This window comes from Actinokineospora enzanensis DSM 44649 (assembly GCF_000374445.1).
Taxonomy (GTDB): Bacteria; Actinomycetota; Actinomycetes; order Mycobacteriales; family Pseudonocardiaceae; genus Actinokineospora; species Actinokineospora enzanensis.
This window is the reverse complement of sequence record NZ_KB894425.1, coordinates 120,861-136,778: the sequence shown is the minus strand read 5'-3', so window position 1 is coordinate 136,778 and position 15,918 is coordinate 120,861. Positions and strand designations below refer to the sequence as shown.

The 15,918-nt window shown below is 72.3% G+C and carries 16 protein-coding genes; 8 read left to right on the top strand and 8 right to left on the bottom strand.

Features of this window, described 5'->3' with window-relative positions; genetic code table 11:
* Positions 1-400: 400 nt before the first annotated feature.
* Positions 401-2,083, bottom strand: a complete 1,683-nt coding sequence (gene menD, locus C503_RS0124465; RefSeq protein WP_018684870.1) for a 2-succinyl-5-enolpyruvyl-6-hydroxy-3-cyclohexene-1-carboxylic-acid synthase — start codon at positions 2,081-2,083, stop codon at positions 401-403.
* 244 nt (positions 2,084-2,327) lie between these two features.
* The gene (locus C503_RS0124460; RefSeq protein WP_018684869.1) at positions 2,328-3,650 is read right to left on the bottom strand and encodes a hypothetical protein; all 1,323 of its coding nucleotides are present in this window, start codon (positions 3,648-3,650) and stop codon (positions 2,328-2,330) included.
* A gap of 73 nt (positions 3,651-3,723) precedes the next feature.
* Here C503_RS0124460 and C503_RS0124455 point away from each other — a divergent pair, with 73 nt between their 5' ends.
* The gene (locus C503_RS0124455) at positions 3,724-4,653 is read left to right on the top strand and encodes a 1,4-dihydroxy-2-naphthoyl-CoA synthase (RefSeq protein WP_018684868.1); all 930 of its coding nucleotides are present in this window, start codon (positions 3,724-3,726) and stop codon (positions 4,651-4,653) included.
* On the opposite strand, the gene C503_RS40635 is transcribed toward C503_RS0124455, so the two are convergent.
* Entirely contained in the window at positions 4,647-5,639 is a 993-nt protein-coding gene (locus C503_RS40635) for an arylamine N-acetyltransferase family protein (protein ID WP_018684867.1), read from the bottom strand. The two genes, C503_RS0124455 and C503_RS40635, sit on opposite strands and share 7 nt — an antisense overlap.
* Positions 5,640-5,968: 329 nt before the next feature.
* Here C503_RS40635 and menE point away from each other — a divergent pair, with 329 nt between their 5' ends.
* Together menE and C503_RS44865 are read left to right on the top strand one after the other, a co-directional pair.
* Entirely contained in the window at positions 5,969-7,108 is a 1,140-nt protein-coding gene (gene menE, locus C503_RS0124440; RefSeq protein ID WP_018684865.1) for an o-succinylbenzoate--CoA ligase, read from the top strand.
* A 62-nt stretch (positions 7,109-7,170) separates the two neighbouring features.
* Positions 7,171-7,761, top strand: a complete 591-nt coding sequence (locus C503_RS44865; RefSeq protein ID WP_342663403.1) for a histidine phosphatase family protein — start codon at positions 7,171-7,173, stop codon at positions 7,759-7,761.
* On the opposite strand, the gene C503_RS40630 is transcribed toward C503_RS44865, so the two are convergent.
* The gene (locus tag C503_RS40630; protein WP_018684864.1) at positions 7,666-8,613 is read right to left on the bottom strand and encodes a TetR/AcrR family transcriptional regulator C-terminal domain-containing protein; all 948 of its coding nucleotides are present in this window, start codon (positions 8,611-8,613) and stop codon (positions 7,666-7,668) included. The two genes, C503_RS44865 and C503_RS40630, sit on opposite strands and share 96 nt — an antisense overlap.
* Positions 8,614-8,725: 112 nt before the next feature.
* On the opposite strand from C503_RS40630, the gene C503_RS0124430 reads away from it, so the two are divergent.
* From C503_RS0124430 to C503_RS0124420, 3 genes are read left to right on the top strand one after another with little or no spacing between them, the layout of a single operon-like run.
* Positions 8,726-9,847 (top strand): FAD-dependent monooxygenase, encoded by a 1,122-nt coding sequence (locus C503_RS0124430; protein WP_018684863.1) that lies wholly within the window; start codon positions 8,726-8,728, stop codon positions 9,845-9,847.
* 12 nt (positions 9,848-9,859) lie between these two features.
* Positions 9,860-10,600, top strand: coding sequence for a hypothetical protein (locus tag C503_RS0124425; protein WP_018684862.1), 741 nt, complete (start codon positions 9,860-9,862; stop codon positions 10,598-10,600).
* Positions 10,601-10,646: 46 nt separating this feature from the next.
* Positions 10,647-11,519 carry a 1,4-dihydroxy-2-naphthoate polyprenyltransferase gene (locus tag C503_RS0124420; RefSeq protein WP_026316658.1) on the top strand — a complete coding sequence of 291 codons (873 nt, stop codon included), beginning with the start codon at positions 10,647-10,649 and terminating at the stop codon, positions 11,517-11,519.
* Between the two features lie 44 nt (positions 11,520-11,563).
* Here the strand turns inward: C503_RS0124420 and cds1 are convergent, their stop codons facing one another.
* Genes cds1 through C503_RS0124405 form a run of 3 tightly spaced genes read right to left on the bottom strand, consistent with a single transcriptional unit; the run spans position 11,564 to position 13,507 of the window.
* Positions 11,564-12,652: an L-cysteine desulfhydrase Cds1 gene (gene cds1, locus C503_RS0124415; protein ID WP_018684860.1), complete on the bottom strand. Its 1,089-nt coding sequence runs from the start codon at positions 12,650-12,652 to the stop codon at positions 11,564-11,566.
* A 27-nt stretch (positions 12,653-12,679) separates the two neighbouring features.
* Positions 12,680-13,039, bottom strand: coding sequence for a DUF4229 domain-containing protein (locus C503_RS0124410; RefSeq protein WP_018684859.1), 360 nt, complete (start codon positions 13,037-13,039; stop codon positions 12,680-12,682).
* A 9-nt stretch (positions 13,040-13,048) separates the two neighbouring features.
* Positions 13,049-13,507: an Lrp/AsnC family transcriptional regulator gene (locus tag C503_RS0124405; RefSeq protein WP_018684858.1), complete on the bottom strand. Its 459-nt coding sequence runs from the start codon at positions 13,505-13,507 to the stop codon at positions 13,049-13,051.
* A 151-nt stretch (positions 13,508-13,658) separates the two neighbouring features.
* Here C503_RS0124405 and C503_RS0124400 point away from each other — a divergent pair, with 151 nt between their 5' ends.
* Complete coding sequence (locus C503_RS0124400) at positions 13,659-13,868, top strand: BldC family transcriptional regulator (RefSeq protein WP_018684857.1); 210 nt, start codon at positions 13,659-13,661, stop codon at positions 13,866-13,868.
* Positions 13,869-13,957: 89 nt separating this feature from the next.
* A complete protein-coding gene (locus C503_RS0124395) occupies positions 13,958-14,152 on the top strand; it encodes a hypothetical protein (RefSeq protein WP_018684856.1) in 195 nt (64 codons plus the stop codon).
* Between the two features lie 30 nt (positions 14,153-14,182).
* Here the strand turns inward: C503_RS0124395 and C503_RS44860 are convergent, their stop codons facing one another.
* Entirely contained in the window at positions 14,183-15,835 is a 1,653-nt protein-coding gene (locus C503_RS44860) for a MinD/ParA family ATP-binding protein (RefSeq protein WP_018684855.1), read from the bottom strand.
* Positions 15,836-15,918: the final 83 nt, after the last annotated feature.

The window sequence follows — 15,918 nt, the reverse complement described above, 5'->3', positions numbered from 1 at the left end:
CACCGCCCAAGAGACCGCGATCGCCCGCTACATCCGCTGGACCAACAAACACGCCACACCCAAACAACACTTCGCGGTCAACTCCAAGATCCGCAGACCTGATTACCTACCCAACATTGCTTGATGCGGCACTAGAATGAAAATCGGGGGATCCCAGGCGGCTGTGGATAGCGAGTTGACAACGGCCACCTCGACGAGCTAGCGCGGGCCGCCTCAAACCTTTGGCGCCAGAAGCCGATCGAACAAGGCCTCCGCGCCCGCCACCAAGATCCCAAGTTATCCACAGGCACCGAACTCGCCACCCCGCACTGTCACCCCGACACGGTAGAATTGAATTCGGGGGAATCCCTGGAGGTGTGGACAGCCGTTTGACAGCGTTTGTTTCGGCGGGGTAATGGCGTCAGGAAATCGCGTCGTTCACGGTGGCGCGTAGGCGGGCGTGCAGGTCGCGGAGTGGTTCGCGGTCGGCGCGGACCTCGATGACGCGCAGCCCGGCGGTCGGGGCGAGTGCGGCGCGGAACTCGGCGGGAGTGCTCGCCAGGGTGTGCGGTACGTGATGAGCCGCGCACAGAGCGGCGATGTCGACCCCGTGCGGGGTCCCGAAGACGCGTTCGAAGCTTGCCCGGTGCTCCGCCGCGCCCTGTTCCAGCAGGGAGAAGATGCCACCGCCGTTGTCGTTGAGGACCACGACGGCGAGGTCGGGCCGGGGTTCGCCGGGGCCGATCAGCAGGCCGTTCGCGTCGTGCAGGAAGGTCAGATCGCCGACCAGGGCGTAGGTGGGGGCGCCGCCCGCGAGGGCGAGGCCCGCGGCGGTGGAGAGGTTGCCGTCGATGCCCGCGACGCCGCGGTTGGCGTGGATGGCGACGTCGGCGCGGGGGGCGGCGATGAGGTCGACGTCGCGGACCGGGTTGGAGGAGCCGAGAAACAGGGTGGCGGCCGGGGGCAGCGCGGCGACCAGGTCATGCGCCACGTGCAGGCCGGTCGGCCAGGTCTCGGCCGCAAGGAAGCCGGTGACCGCCGCCGCGGCGGTGTCCTCGGCGTCCTGCCAGGCGGCGAGCCAGGCCTGGTCATGGCCGGTGACGTGGACCAGGTCGTCCTGGTCGAGCCAGCCGCGCACGTGGGTGGCGACATACTGCGGGTCGGTCCACTGTGGATGGTCGCCGATGCCGTACACTGGCACCCGGTCCATCAGCCCACGCACCCCGCGCGACAGGGTGGGTCTACCGACCACCACCACCGCGTCCGGACGCAGGTATGCAGGCAAGGCACCGCTGCCCAGCAACAACGGCCCACTGCGCAGGACGCGCGCGCCACCGGCGATAGCGGCCGCGGCACCGACCGGTTCGGCGATCACCGGCCAACCCGCCTTGGCGGCCACACCGGCGGCCGAACTGGCACGCGCCGGGTCGCCGCTGCCGACAACCATCAGCGTGCGCGCGGGCAGCGGGAAGTCGACGCGGTTGCCCGGCACCGACCGCGCCGCCGAGGACGTCGTCCAGCGCAGACCGTCCGGCCTGCCGTCCAGCGTGTCCGGCCACTCATCGCCGAACGTCGGCACCAGCGGCTCGCGGAACGGGATGTTGAGCTGCACGGGACGGCCCGTCTCCGCGCGCGCCACGCCCCGGCAGACCAGGCCGCGCCACACCGGGTTGAGCCCGGCGCGCCGTTCGGCCACCGGGAAGTCGACCGGGATCGCCGCGCTGCCGAAGATGCCGCGCTGGTCGATGGTCTGGTTGGCGCCCGTGCCGTGCAGCTCCGGCGGGCGGTCCGCGGTGATCAGCAGCAGCCCCACCCCGGAGTGGTGCGCCTCCAGCACCGCCGGGTGCAGGTTGGCGACCGCCGTACCGGAGGTGCAGGCGACCGCGACCGGACGGCCGGACATCCGGGCCAGGCCGAGCGCGAAGAACCCGGCGGACCGCTCGTCGACGCGCACGTGCAGGGTGAGCCGCCCGGCGGTCACCGCCTCGTACAGCGCGAACGACAGTGGCGCGTTGCGCGAGCCTGGGCACAGCACGACCTGGCGGACGTCGTTGCGCACCAGCTCGTCGACCACGACACCGGCCATCGCGGTGGACGGATTCACGGCGCCCCTCTCCCCTCGGCGTTCGAACCCCACTCTCGACCGTTCCCACTCGCCCGCCGTCCGGGCGACCGCCCGGCGGCGAGCAGGCGAGGATCGGCCGGATCGCCACCCGCGGTCAGGAAGTCCGGTTCGGACCCCCACACATCGAGGAATACCACGACGGGATCGGGCGCGAGCGGGAATCCCCTTGCCGGGCACGACTGTCCGCTCACCGAGCGACCACGTGGGAGCGTTCCCCGGACGGTCACAGGGACACCAGGTCACCCGGCCGGTGGCGGAACAGCACCCGCGCCCGCAGGCTCCACCTGGCGATCGCGCGGCCTGCCGGGGTGAGCCCGACGCGACGCGCGGTCCAGTCGGCGTCGACCGCGTCCAGCACCCGGAGCCTGCGTAAGAACCAGGCGCCCGCGTCGGCGGCCCGGTTCGGCCCCAGATCGTCCTCGAACTCCGGGTGGCCCTCCTCCTCCAGCACGTGCGCGACCTTCTCGAAGACCCGGTGCGGCGCCATCCGCTCCTCCAGCAGCAACGCGGCCAGCACCACCTCCTGCACCACGCCGAGCGCGGCCTGGTCCAGCGAGACCACCCGCTCGCCCACCGTCATCAGCAGCGAGTCGGCGTCGTCGACCAGCGCGTTGCCCTGGTCGGTCAGCCGCAGCCGGGCGCCGTCGCGCACGGTGAGGCCGAAGTCTCCGGCCAGGTCGCGCAGCAGCTTCACCGGCGGCCACTGCGACTCGCTGCGCCCGGCGCCGCCCATCTCCGCGCACGTGGGCATCAGCTCGACCAGCTCGCCGACCAGCGTGGTGGGCAGGTAGCCGCTGCCGGTCAGCCGCGCCCCCGCGCCCCGGCACTGCCCGAGCAGGTAGGTCAACGCGGGCAGCTGGGCGCCGTCACTGTCCGGCGCGCGGCGGATGTCCGGGCGCAGCCGCACCATCAGCTCGCGGCGGGTCTGGCTGCCGCCCGCCGTGGTCCACTCGTCCAGCCGCTCGTCGAGCAGCCGCACGAACCAGGTCTCGTCGCCCTCGTTCTCCGGGCTGGTCAGCAGCCGCATCACCAGCCCGACGCGGAGCGCCTCACCGCCGTCGGCGGGCAGCGTGCCCGCCTCCAGGGCCTCCTCCAGCAGCCTGCCCGCGGCCGCGTGCAGCGCGGTCTCGATCGGACCGCCCTGGTCGGCCCAGGTCATCAGCGGTGTGTCGGGCGGCCACACGCCGGAGGCGCGCCAGGCGGCGGCGACCAGGTCGCGGTAGCGCTCCTCATCGGCGGCGGCGTCCAGGATCGCGTGCGTGGTGCGCCCCCGGCACACCGCCGCGTACTCGGCGTGGCCGAGCAGGTCGAGCAGCTCGGCGAACGACTCGCAGGTCTGGTGCAGGTCGGCGAACGCGCCCTGACCGCCGGGGCTGTGGTGCGCCTGGGGCAGCGTGCTCCAGACCATCTGCTGCACGTCGTAGCGGGTCACCTTGGTGGGGTGCGCCGCGGTGGAGCGCATGACGTGCCAGAGCGCGTGCGCGTGCTTCGCCGCGGTGTCGTCCCGCGCGCGAATGACCTCCAGGGCCGAGTCCAGGTCGTGCACGCCCCCAGCTTGACATGTGGGCGGGCAACCCCGCGAACGACTGTCCACAGGTTCGCCGGCATGCTCGGCATCCGTGCCTGAACGAGAGGTTTCCGAGCTGTTCGACCCGGCCCGCTGGCGAACCGTGGACGGGTTCGACTTCACCGACATCACCTACCACCGCGCCGTGGGCGACAGGGCAGGCGTGGATGGCGCGACCGTGCGCATCGCCTTCGACCGGCCCGAGGTGCGCAACGCGTTCCGGCCGCACACGGTCGACGAGCTCTACCGGGCGCTGGACCACGCGCGGATGAGCGCCGACGTGGGCTGCGTGCTGTTGACCGGCAACGGCCCCTCGCCGCGGGACGGCGGCTGGGCCTTCTGCTCCGGCGGCGACCAGCGCATCCGCGGCCGCACGGGTTACCAGTACGCGTCCGGGGAGACCGCGGCGACGGTGGACCCCGCGCGCGCGGGCAGGCTGCACATCCTGGAGTGCCAGCGGCTGATCCGGTTCATGCCGAAGGTGGTGATCGCGGTGGTGCCGGGCTGGGCCGCGGGCGGCGGGCACAGCCTGCACGTGACCTGCGACCTGACCCTGGCCAGCCGGGAACACGCGCGGTTCAAGCAGACCGACGCGGACGTCGGCAGCTTCGACGGCGGCTTCGGCTCGGCCTACCTGGCGCGGCAGGTCGGCCAGAAGTTCGCCAGGGAGATCTTCTTCCTCGGCCGGGCCTACAGCGCCGACGACATGGTGCGGATGGGCGCGGTGAACCAGGCCGTGCCGCACGCGGAGCTGGAAGAGACCGCGCTGGAGTGGGCACGCGAGATCAACGGCAAGTCGCCGACGGCGCGGCGGATGCTCAAGTTCGCGTTCAACGCCATCGACGACGGGTTGGTCGGCCAGCAGGTGTTCGCGGGTGAGACCACCCGGTTGGCCTATATGACCGACGAGGCCGTGGAGGGGCGGGACGCGTTCCTGGAGAAGCGGGACCCGGATTGGTCCGGCTTCCCTTACTACTACTGAGTACCTCCCACCGTCGAGTCCACCCGGTCGGCTCGCTCGGCCAGGTAGCGCTCGTGGGCGGCCAGCAGGTGCGCCCACAGCGCTGCCCGGCGTTGATCATCCACATCGGACAGCGGAAGCCCGAAGACGTCGGCGAGCACGGCGAAGTACTGGGCCTTGGTGGTGATCGCGGTCTGCGTGGTCGACTCGGCGCGCAGCTCGGTGTAGCGCAGACCGCGCAGCGTGCTCACGCTCCGACCGTCCCGCCTGCACACCGAGACGACCCGCACGAACCCCGAATCGGGGGCTGTGGACAACTTCTCATGCATGGCGGCGAAATCTGGGACCGTTGCCTCCGAGGAGGTGAAGTCCATGCCAACGAAGTAGCCACGCGGGTCGTGGTCCAAGCGCCAGCCGCCCGGGACGACGGCGGAGCGGCGGAGAGCGAACCTCGAAGGGGGTTGCTCGACGCCGCCCGGCACCAGCGGGAGCGGTTCGTGCAGTGCGTCGCCGAGACCGGTGTCCACAAACCAGCGGCCCTCGGGGGACGCGGCCGATGGCAGGCCGTGCACCTCAAGGGCCAGGTGGTTTGCCCTCGCCCGGAACGGTTCCGACTCGCGCAGTAGCTGCACGCCGCCGACCCGCCAGTGCACGTCGAACCCGAGCCAGTCCAGCAGGCACGCGAACGCGCCGTTGAGGTGGTAGCAGTAGCCGCCCCGACCCGCGACCACGTGCCGCACGGACTCCAGCGGCTCCACGGTGCGCGACTCACCGAGTGCGATCCAGACGACCTCGTACGGGACCCGTTCCACGTGGGCCCGGTGCAGGGCGACCAGCGTCTCCGCCGTGGGCGGGGGCGGGGCCGTCCAGCCCAGCCTGCGCAGGTACGCGTCCCGCAGGGACTCGTCGAGCGGACGGCGCCAACGCCGCTCGACGGGGTCCGGGCCGTCCGGTGTGTGCTCGGGGACGTCGGCTCGCGCCGGGTCGGGTGTGTTCCGGTCAGCCACGGGTCGACCACCCCGGGACAGTGACGCGGTCGTCGGTCCGCCAGGACCGCGAGCCGGTGTTGCCGTGATCGCCCCACGGCGGCAACGGCTCGCCACGGACGGCCGATGCCCGCGTCGCCGTCTCCGGGTGGCCGATCCCGACTCCGGAACCGCGCCCGACACCGTGTGCGACGACGGGTGCGGAAGTGCTGGCCGTCTCGGCCCGGTGACCGGGCGCGAGGCGGCGGGCCGCTCTCGCTGGGTCCACGGTGGACATCGGTTGACCTCCCCAGACGCGGTGCGTTATCGCCCGCAGGGTAGGCGTCGACCGGGGCTGCGAGGATGACCGTGTGCGCACACTCATGGTCGATGGCGGACCGGATTCGATCCGCGACCTCACGGACACCCTGCGTGCCGCGCTGCTCGACGACGCGGCGGCCGTGCTGCCGGTCGGGCCCGCGGAGCGGGTCGACGACATGCGGCCGGACCTGCCCGCGGAGCCGGGCACGGCGGTGGTGCTGCGCACCTCGGGGTCGACCGGCGCGCCCAAGGGCGTGCTGCTGTCGGCGGGGGCGCTGATCGCCTCGGCCGAGGCGACGCACCGGCGGCTCGGCGGGCCGGGCGGCTGGCTGCTGGCCATGCCCGCGCACCACATCGCGGGGGTGCAGGTCATCGTGCGGTCCGTGCTGGCGGGCACGCCGCCGGGTGTGCTGCCCGGCGGCGGGTTCACCGGCGACCGGTTCGTGGCCGCGGCGGCGGACGTGCTGGGCATGTCCGGCCCGCGCTACACCGCGTTGGTGCCCACACAACTGACCAGGCTGTTGGCCGAGGGCGGCGCCGCGCTGTCCGCCCTGCGCTCGTTCGACGCCGTGCTCGTGGGCGGCGCGGCCACCGCACCCGCGACGCTGGCGCGCGCCCGCGACGCGGGGGTGGCCGTGGTGACCACCTACGGCATGACCGAGACGGCAGGCGGGTGCGTGTACGACGGCGTGCCGCTCGATGGTGTCCAGGTGCGGCTCACCGGCCAGGGCCTGATCGACCTCGGCGGGCCGACGCTCGCGCACGGCTACCGGCTCGCCCCGGCGGAGACCGCGGCCGCGTTCGGCGGCGGCTGGTTCCACACCGCCGACCTGGGCTCGCTGGTGCACGGACGGCTGGAGGTGCTGGGCCGGGCCGACGACATCATCAACACCGGCGGCGAGAAGGTGTCGCCCGGTGCGGTCGAACGCGTCCTCGTCGCACACCCGGCCGTGTCCGAGGCGTGCGTGGTGGGTGTGCCGGACGCGGAGTGGGGGCACCGGGTGACCGCGGCGGTGGTCGCCGCCCCGGGCACCGACCCGGCCGAACTGGCCTCGGTGGTGCGCGTCGAGCTCGGGCCGCACGCCGTGCCGCGCCCGATCCGGCTCGTTCCGGAGCTCCCGCTGCGCGGGCCCGGCAAGATCGACCGCACCGCCGTCACCGCCCTGCTCGCCGCACCGATCGACCGCTGACCCGTCTCCGCACGTGGACGCTTCCGCGGTCGAACGCCACCGATTGACCATTGTGGACAGTCGTGCGAGGAAGGTGGGATTTCGTGGGGTGGGTGTTGTTGGTTCGGCACGCGGAGGCCGAGATTCCGCGCGTGGGCGGGCCGGATGAGTATCATCGGCCATTGAGTGCGCGCGGATCGGCGCAGGCTCAACGACTTTTGGGGTTGCCGCGGCCCGATGCCGTGTTCTCCAGTCCCTATCTGCGGGCGGTGCAGACGGTTCAGCCGTTGGCCGACGCGTTCGGGTTGGCGGTGCGGACGGATCACGAGTTGCGAGAGTGGGATTCCGGGTTGGCGCCGAAGCCCGACTACGCGCGGTACTACGCGGAGAGTTGGGCCGAGCCCGGGTTCGCGCGGCCCGGCGGGGAGAGTCTGGCGCGGCTCACCGAGCGCGCGGTCGCGGTGTTGACGCGGTTGGCCGGGGAATTCGAGCGGGTCGTGGTGGGCAGTCACGGGACGTTCGTGGCGCGGGCGTTGGTCGGGTTCGGAGTGGTCGGGGTGGATTGGGAGCTCAGCCGGTCAATGCCGATGCCCGCGATCTACCGGGTCGACTTCGGCGGCGACCGGGTCACGGTGGCCGAGGTGGAGTTCGAGGCCGTCGAGGAGGCGGAGTAGGCCGAACTCGAACAGGTCGTCCAGGACGAGGTCGATGTCCGCGTCGGGGGTGAGCGTCGCGGCCAACGCCGGGTACCGACCGCTGGCGAGGACGGCGGCCAGGTCGTCGTTGTGGCTGTCGATCCACTGCTGGTTGGTCATGCCCGTGGTGCTCTCGGCCTCGCGTTCCCATTCCAGGTTCACGGCCGTGCCACGCACGTAGTTGAAGACCGTCAGGTAGATGTGGAAGATCTCGACCGCGGGCAGGCCGAGCGGGGCGAGCGCCGCCACCATCCACTCGGTGTGCGCCATCGCCTTCGGCAGGACCTGGGGGCGGGTCAGGGAGACCGCGTGCGCCACCCAGGGATGTTCGCGGTAGGCGCGCCACTGGGCGTGGGCGGCCATCTCCAGGCCCGCCCGCCACGAGGACGGCGGGGAGTCCGGGTACGCGGTCTGCCCGAACGCCTCGTCGATCATCAGCAGGATCAGCTCGTCCTTGCCGTCCACGTGCCGGTAAGGCGCCATGGTCGCCACGCCGAGGCGGGCGGCGACGCTGCGCATGGACAGCGCGGCGAGGCCGTCGGTGTCCGCGATGGCGATGGCGGCCCGCACCACGCGGTCGCGGCTCAGTTCCGGCTCACGGCGGGTCGGACGGGTGGGCGGGGCCGCCGCGACGACCGTGCCGACGCGGGGGACCGCGCGGAGGGTGCCGTCCTCGATGAGCACCCGCAGGGCTTTCGACGCCGTGGCCAGGGCGACGCCCCAGTCACGGGTGAGCTGGCGGGTGGACGGGACCCGGTCGCCCGGGGCGAACTCACCCGCCTCGATGCGGCGGCGCAGGTCGGCGACGACCTGGAGGTACGGCGGTTCCACGCGGCGCTCCTGTACTAGTACAGCTTTGCGCGAAATTTACCATTGTCCCGCTGTTATAGCCATGTGTACCGTGTACACATATCGTGTATGACGTACACACAGGGGGTTTACCATGCGGTCCGTCCTGATCTCCGGCGCGAGCGTCGCCGGACCAACGCTCGCCTACTGGCTGGCCAGGCACGGCTTCGCCGTCACCGTCGTCGAGCGCGCCCCGGGGCCGCGCCCGGGCGGCCAGGCCATCGATATCCGCGGCGCCGCGCTGGCGGTGGTCGAGCGGATGGGGGTGCTCGACCAGGTCTCCGCCGCGGCCACCCGGATGCGCGGCATGTCCTTCGTGGACGCCGCGGGCGCCGAGCTGATGAGCACCACCGAGGAGACGATGACGGGCGGCCTGGTCGGCGGGCCGGACATCGAGATCCTGCGCGACGATCTGACCGAGATCCTCTACCGGCCGACCGTCGACGACGTCGACTACCACTTCGACGACAGCATCACCGCGCTGACCGACGGCCCGGACGGGGTGCGGGTCGAGTTCGAGCGCGGCGCGCCGGAGACCTTCGACATCGTCGTCGGCGCGGACGGGCTGCACTCGCGGGTGCGCTCGCTCGTCTTCGGCGAGGAGGCCGGGTTCCGTCGTGACCTTGGCGTCTACGTGGCCGTGTTCACCACGGACAACCACCTCGGCCTGGACCACTGGCAGACCTTCCACCAGACCGAGAACAACATGGTCGGCGTCTACAGCGCGCGCGACAACACCGAGGCCCGCGCCATGCTGGGCTTCGAGTCCGGCCCGATCGATATCGACTACCGCGATCCCGACGCACAGCGCAGGCTGCTCGCCGACCGGTTCGCGGGCGTCGGCTGGGAGACACCGGCGCTGCTGAAGGCGATGTGGTCCGCGCCGGACTTCTACTTCGACTCGATGAGCCAGATCATCATGGACGGCTGGACCCGCGGCCGCGTCGCGCTCGTCGGCGACGCGGGCTACTGCGGCTCGCCGATGTCCGGCCAGGGCACCAGCATGGCCCTGGTCGGCGCCTACGTGCTGGCGGGCGAGCTGTCCCGGACCGGTGACCACGCGACCGCGTTCGCCGAGTACGAGCGGAAGTTGCGGCCCTTCGTGCTCAAGAACCAGCGGCTGGCCACCGACACCCCCGGCGAACGGCCCTCGTTCGAGGCGCTGCAGGCCGCGGCGACCGGTATTTCGCTGGAGGACTACGCCGCGGGCCGGTAGCGTCCGGCCACCGTGGACATCGCGATCGTCACCCTGGCCGACCGACCCGACCTGGAACCGTGGCTGCGCACCACTCCCGGTGCCTGGCCGGAGTTCATGCTGCACGACACGACCGGCTCGCTCTACTACAACGTGGTCGAGCAGTACCACGCCGAGCACGTCCTGTTCGCCTACGACCGCGACCATCCCGAGCAGGCGGTGGCCAAGGCGTTCACGGTGCCGTTCAACTGGACCGCGGACGCCTTGCCCGCGGGCGGGTGGGACCGGGTGATCCAGAAGGCGGGCGTGGACCGGGCGCAGGGCGTGGCGCCGAACCTGGTGTCCGCGTTGGAGATCAGCATCAACCCGGACCGGCGCGGCGCCGGGCTGTCGGCGCTGATGCTGGGCGCCATGCGCGACAACGTCCGGCGGCTGGGTTTCGACACGCTCGTCGCCCCGGTCCGCCCCAACGGCAAGCCCGACCACCCGGACGTCCCGATGACCGACTACGCGTTCCGGACCCGGGACGACGGGCTGCCGGTGGACCCGTGGCTGCGGGTCCACGTGCGCGCGGGCGGCGTGATCGACTCGGTCTGCCCGTACTCGATGACCATCGCGGGCACCCTGGCCGAGTGGCGCGCCTGGACGGGCCTGCCGTTCGACGCCACCGGCCGGGTGCGCGTCCCGGGCGCGCTGGTGCCGGTGCACTGCGATGTCGACCACGACCACGCGGTGTACATCGAGCCCAATGTGTGGATCCGCCACCGGACGTGACGAGTTCCTCACCGCCCGGCCGCCGCCGATCCGTGAAGATGGTGCGATGGCGACAGTCGCGCAGTGGATCGAGGGGGCGCGGATCCGCACCCTGCCGAACTCGGTGGCACCGGTGCTGGTCGGTGCTGGGGCGGCCGGGGCGGTCGGGGCGTTCTCCGCGCCCCGCGCGGTGCTGGCGCTGATCGTGGCGTTGGCCCTGCAGGTCGGGGTGAACTACGCCAACGACTACTCCGACGGTGTGCGCGGCACCGACAAGGACCGGGTCGGACCGCTGCGGCTGGTCGGCTCCGGCGTGGCCGCGCCGGGGGCGGTGAAGGCGGCGGCGTTCGCGTGCTTCGGGATCGGCGCGGTGGCCGGTCTCGCATTGGTGGCCGTGTCCGGGCACTGGTGGATGATCGCGGTGGGTGCCGCCTGCATCGCGGGTGCCTGGTTCTACACCGGCGGCGACAAGCCCTACGGCTACTCCGGTTGGGGCGAGGCCGCGGTGTTCGTGTTCTTCGGCTTGGTCGCCGTGCTCGGCACCCAGTACGTGCAGGCGGACCGGGTCACCTGGCTCGGTGTGGCGGGCGCGGTCGCGATGGGCACGTTCTCGGCCGCGATCCTGGTCGCCAACAATCTTCGGGACGAGCCGACCGACCGGGTCGCGGGCAAGCGCACGCTGGCCGTCCGGCTGGGGCAGGCCCGCACCCGGGTGCTCTACGAGGTGCTGGTCGTGGTGCCGTTCCTGGTCAGCGCGGCCGCCGCGTTCGTGACGCCGTGGGCGCTGTTCGGCTTGGCGGCCGCGGCCTTGGTGGTACCCGCGGTGCGCCGGGTCGGCGGCGGGCAGACCGGCCTCGGGCTGATCCCGGTGCTCAAGGAGACCGGCCTGGCGATGCTGGCCTGGGCCCTGGTGACCGGCGCCGTCCTCGGGCTGAGCTGACGCCCCACCGCTCCCGCCCGCCACCGACGATTCGTGGCACCGGCCTACGCCCACTCACCGGTCGTCAGGAAGGTGTCCAGGACGCGGTCGTACGGGGCCGGGTCGATGCCCTGGGCGGCCTGCCAGGCGTCGTCGTAGTAGGTGTGCCCGTAGCGCTCGCCGCCGTCGCACAGCAGCGTCACGACGCTGCCGGACACGCCCGCCGCGGCCAGCTCGGCCACGATCTGGAAGGCACCCCACAGGTTGGTGCCGGTCGAGCCGCCCACCCGGCGGCCGAGCAGCCGCTCCACCCGGCGGATCACCGCGATGGACGCCGCGTCCGGCACCTTGATCATCCGGTCGATCACCTCGCCGAGGAACGACGGCTCGACCCGCGGCCTGCCGATGCCCTCGATCCGCGAGCCGCGAGCGCCGGTCAACTCGGGCTGGGCGTCCCGCCAGGCGTCGAAGAAGACCGAGTTCTCCGGGTCGACCACGGCCAGCCGGGTGGCGAGCTTGCGGTAGCGGATATATCGGCCGATGGTCGCGCTGGTGCCGCCGGTGCCCGCGCCGACGACGACCCACTCCGGCACCGGGTGCGGCTCCTTGGCCATCTGGTCGAACACCGACTCGGCGATGTTGTTGTTCCCGCGCCAGTCCGTGGCCCGCTCGGCGTGTGTGAACTGGTCCATGAAGTGGCCGTCCAGCTCGGCCGCCAGCCGGTGCGACTCGGCGTAGATCCGACCGGGTTCGTCCACGAAATGGCAGCGACCGCCCTGCCGCTCGATCAGCTCGACCTTCTCCGGGCTCGTTGTGCGCGGCATCACAGCGATGAACGGCAGGCCGAGCATCCTGGCGAAATAGGCCTCCGACACGGCCGTCGAGCCGGATGAGGCCTCGATCACCGGGGTTCCTTGAACGATCCAGCCGTTGCACAGCGCGTACAGGAACAGGGATCGGGCGAGGCGGTGCTTGAGAGAGCCGGTGGGATGGGTTGACTCATCCTTGAGATAGAGCCGCACACCGCGGTCGACCGGGAGCGGGAACTGCAGCAGGTGCGTGTCGGCGCTGCGGTTCGCGTCGGCCTCGATCAGGCGGACGGCCTCGCACACCCAGGCCCTGGTCTGGTCACTGCACCGGTCGACCGCGGTCATGTACCGACATTAGCGGCAGACCGCTGCTCAGGCGTCCCCGCGCAGCTCGGCACGCAGCTGGTCGCGCTCGGCGTTGCGGGCCGCGTGCCGCACGGACAACCCGGCCGTGATGCGCGTGTTCAGGCCGCGGAACAGCAGCAGGCCCAGCGGGAAACCGACGACCAGGCCGACCGCGACCGCGACCAGCAGGGGGACGTCGAACAGCACGAGGACGACCGCCACCGCGGCCACCAGCACGACCCGCAGTGCGGTGTAAAGCGCCAGGTCACGGCCCAGCGTGTCGATGCCCGCAGCGGTCTCACCAGTAGTCTCGCCGACGGTCTCGTCGGCGGCGTCCACGCGGTCCGCGGCGGGCTCGGCAACCCGTCCCGGCTTGTCCTCGTCCACGGGCCGAGGCTACCCCTCGGCGTCCTCGCTGGTGTTGGGCCTGCCCTCGAAGCGGGTCGAGAGCACCACCGTGGAGCGGGTGCGGGCCACGCCCTTGATCCGGCGCAACCTGCCCAGCGCGCGCTCCAGCTCGTCCACGGTGGCCACCCGGACCTTCACCACGAACGCCTCGTCGCCCGCGACCCGGTAGCAGGACTCCACCTCGGCCAGCTCGCCAAGCGCGTCGGCCACCTCCTCGTCGTCGGCGGTGTCGGTCGGGTGGATGCCGACCAGGGCGGTCACGCCAAGGCCGACCGCCCTGGGGTCCACCTGGGCGTGGTAGCCGGTGATCACCCCGGAGGATTCCAGCTTGCCCACTCGCTCGTGCACGGCCGAGGCGGAGAGACCGACCTGTCGGCCCAGGTCGGCGTAGGTGACCCGGCCATTGGTGCGCAGCGCCGCGATGATGCGGCGATCGACTGTGTCCACGGGTGGCAAGCGTACGGCGTGCGTGGGCCGTGTCCGAACAGGTCGTTTTGTCCCTTACTACCTCTTTACTATCACCCAACCGTTCGAGTACCCGATAGGCGAAGTGCCACGATGCTCCAGGTTTGCTGATGTATCCGAGAAGGAGGCGGCGATGACCGTGGCGCACGTGGGAGAGCGGTTGCTGACCCCGGGCGAGGTCGCGGCCCTGTTCCGGGTCGACCCGAAGACGGTGACCCGATGGGCCACCGCGGGCCGCATCGGATCGATCCGGACCCCGGGCGGGCACCGCAGGTTCCGCGAGTCGGAGGTCAAGACCCTGCTCGCCGAACTCACGACCGAGGCTACCGAGTCCAACGCGTAGTCGATGTGAACGCGCGCGGCACCGCACCCCCGCGCGCCCGTCGGACGGGCTAACCTCGAACACCGGAGTCCGGTTCGGAGGTGGCTTGGATGTTGTATGTGCTCGCCGCGGTGGGCGCGATCACCGTCGGCGTGCTGTTGTGGCGGGCGTTCGGCGGTCAGGCCGCCGAGCTGTCGCGGGGCCGCGTGCCGGGAATCGCGCCCGACGACGACCCGGAGTTCCTGCGCCGGTTGGACGAGCACCGCAAGCGCGGCGACGGCGAGGAGCAGCCGCCCCAGCAGTGACCCGCCCGGGGTGACCCGGGCGGGATCGCCTTACCTGGGGCGGTGCGGCGCGCTGTTGGGGAAGTCGTCGGCCACCGTGGCGGCCATCTCCAGCAGGGCCAGCCGGGTGTCCGGCTGCAGCCGCTCCAGCTCGATCTCGGCGCCTTCCTCCAGGTGCGGGTCGAACGGGATCCGGCACACCGCGCGGCAGCGCGCGCCGAAGTGCTGGGCGAGCTTGTCCAGGTCGACCGAGCCGGACTTGGGCCGTACCGAGTTGATCACCGCAACCGAGCGGGCGACCAGCGTGCGGTAGCCGTGCGCGTCCAACCAGTCCAGCGTGGCCGAGGCGCTACGGGCGCCGTCAACCGAGCCGGAGGACACGATCACCAGCGAGTCGGCCACGTCCAGGACGCCCTTCATGGCCGAGTGCATCAGACCGGTGCCGCAGTCGGTGAGCACGATGTTGTAGAAGTGTTCGAGCAGCGCCACCGTGCGCCGGTAGTCGTCCTCGCTGAACGCCTCCGACACCGCCGGGTCCTGCTCGCTGGCCAGCACCTCCAGCCTGCTCGGGCCCTGCGAGGTGTAGGCGCGGATGTCGCTGTAGCGGCGGATCCGGCCCGCGTCGCGCAGCAGGTGCCGGACCGTGGCGGTGGTCTCCAGCGGGATCTTCTGGCTGAGCGTGCCGCGGTCGGGGTTGGCGTCCACCGCGATCACCCGGTCGCCGCGCAGCGACGAGAACGTCGAGCCGATGGTGGTGGTGGTCGTGGTCTTGCCCACGCCGCCCTTGAGGCTCAGCATCGCGATCTTGTAGCAGCCCCGCAGCGGCTGGTTGACCCGGGCGATCAGCTCGCGGCGGCGGATGTCCGCCGGGCTCTCCCCCACGTTGACCAGGTGCCCGGTGGCCACGTACACGGCCTTGCGCCAGCCGGACCTGGGCGCGCGCTTGGTCTGCTTGAGCAGCCGCGCCGAGGAGAGCTCCTCGCCGTGGCCGGGCGGCCTGCCGTACGGGTTCTGCGGGTCCGCGTACATGCCGCGCTGGCCAGGGTTGACCGGGTGCGGCCCGGAGATGCCGGGGTTCGGGGCGTACGGGTTCAGCGGCGGCGCCTGGTTGGCCCCGTACGGCGCGGGCGCGTACGGCTGCTGCTGCCCATGCTGCCCCTGCGGGACAAACTGCCCGGGACCACCGTGCGGCGGCCCCGGCGGGACCGGCACGGGAGGGCGGGGCGCGGCCTGGGCGGGGTTGCCCGGCTGCTGCGGGATGCCCTGCTGCGGCGGGATCGCGGGCGCCTGCGCGGGAACCGGACCGGACTGGGCCGGGTTCTGGTTCAGGTGCCTGGGTCCGGGCGGCGGCGCGGCCTGGGTCGGCGGTCCCGGCGGCGGCGCGGCCTGCGTAGCCGGGCCTGCCTGCTGCGCGGGCGGACCGGGCTGGGTCGGCGGCTGCGCGTAAGTCGATTGCGCGTGCGTCGGCTGGGCGGGATCGGCGGGCGCGGGCGCGTAGAGGTCGGACTCGTTCACCGGCTCACCACCGGTCGGGGCCGCGGGCGGCACCGTGGAGTCGGTGCCCGCCTCCTCGTCCAGCCCCGCTCGCTCCGGGTCCGGCCCGAAATCCGCGGGCGGCGCGGCGCCTTGCGAGCCGGGGTGGGAGGACTCGGGCACCGCGGGCGGCCGCCACGCCGCCTCGGACTCGTCATGGCGTCCAGTCACCCTGAGACCCCTCCTGCGTACACCGACCCGGATAGCTGCGACGGTAGTCGTTCGGTGCCGCCCCCACCGAAAGGGGGTAACTC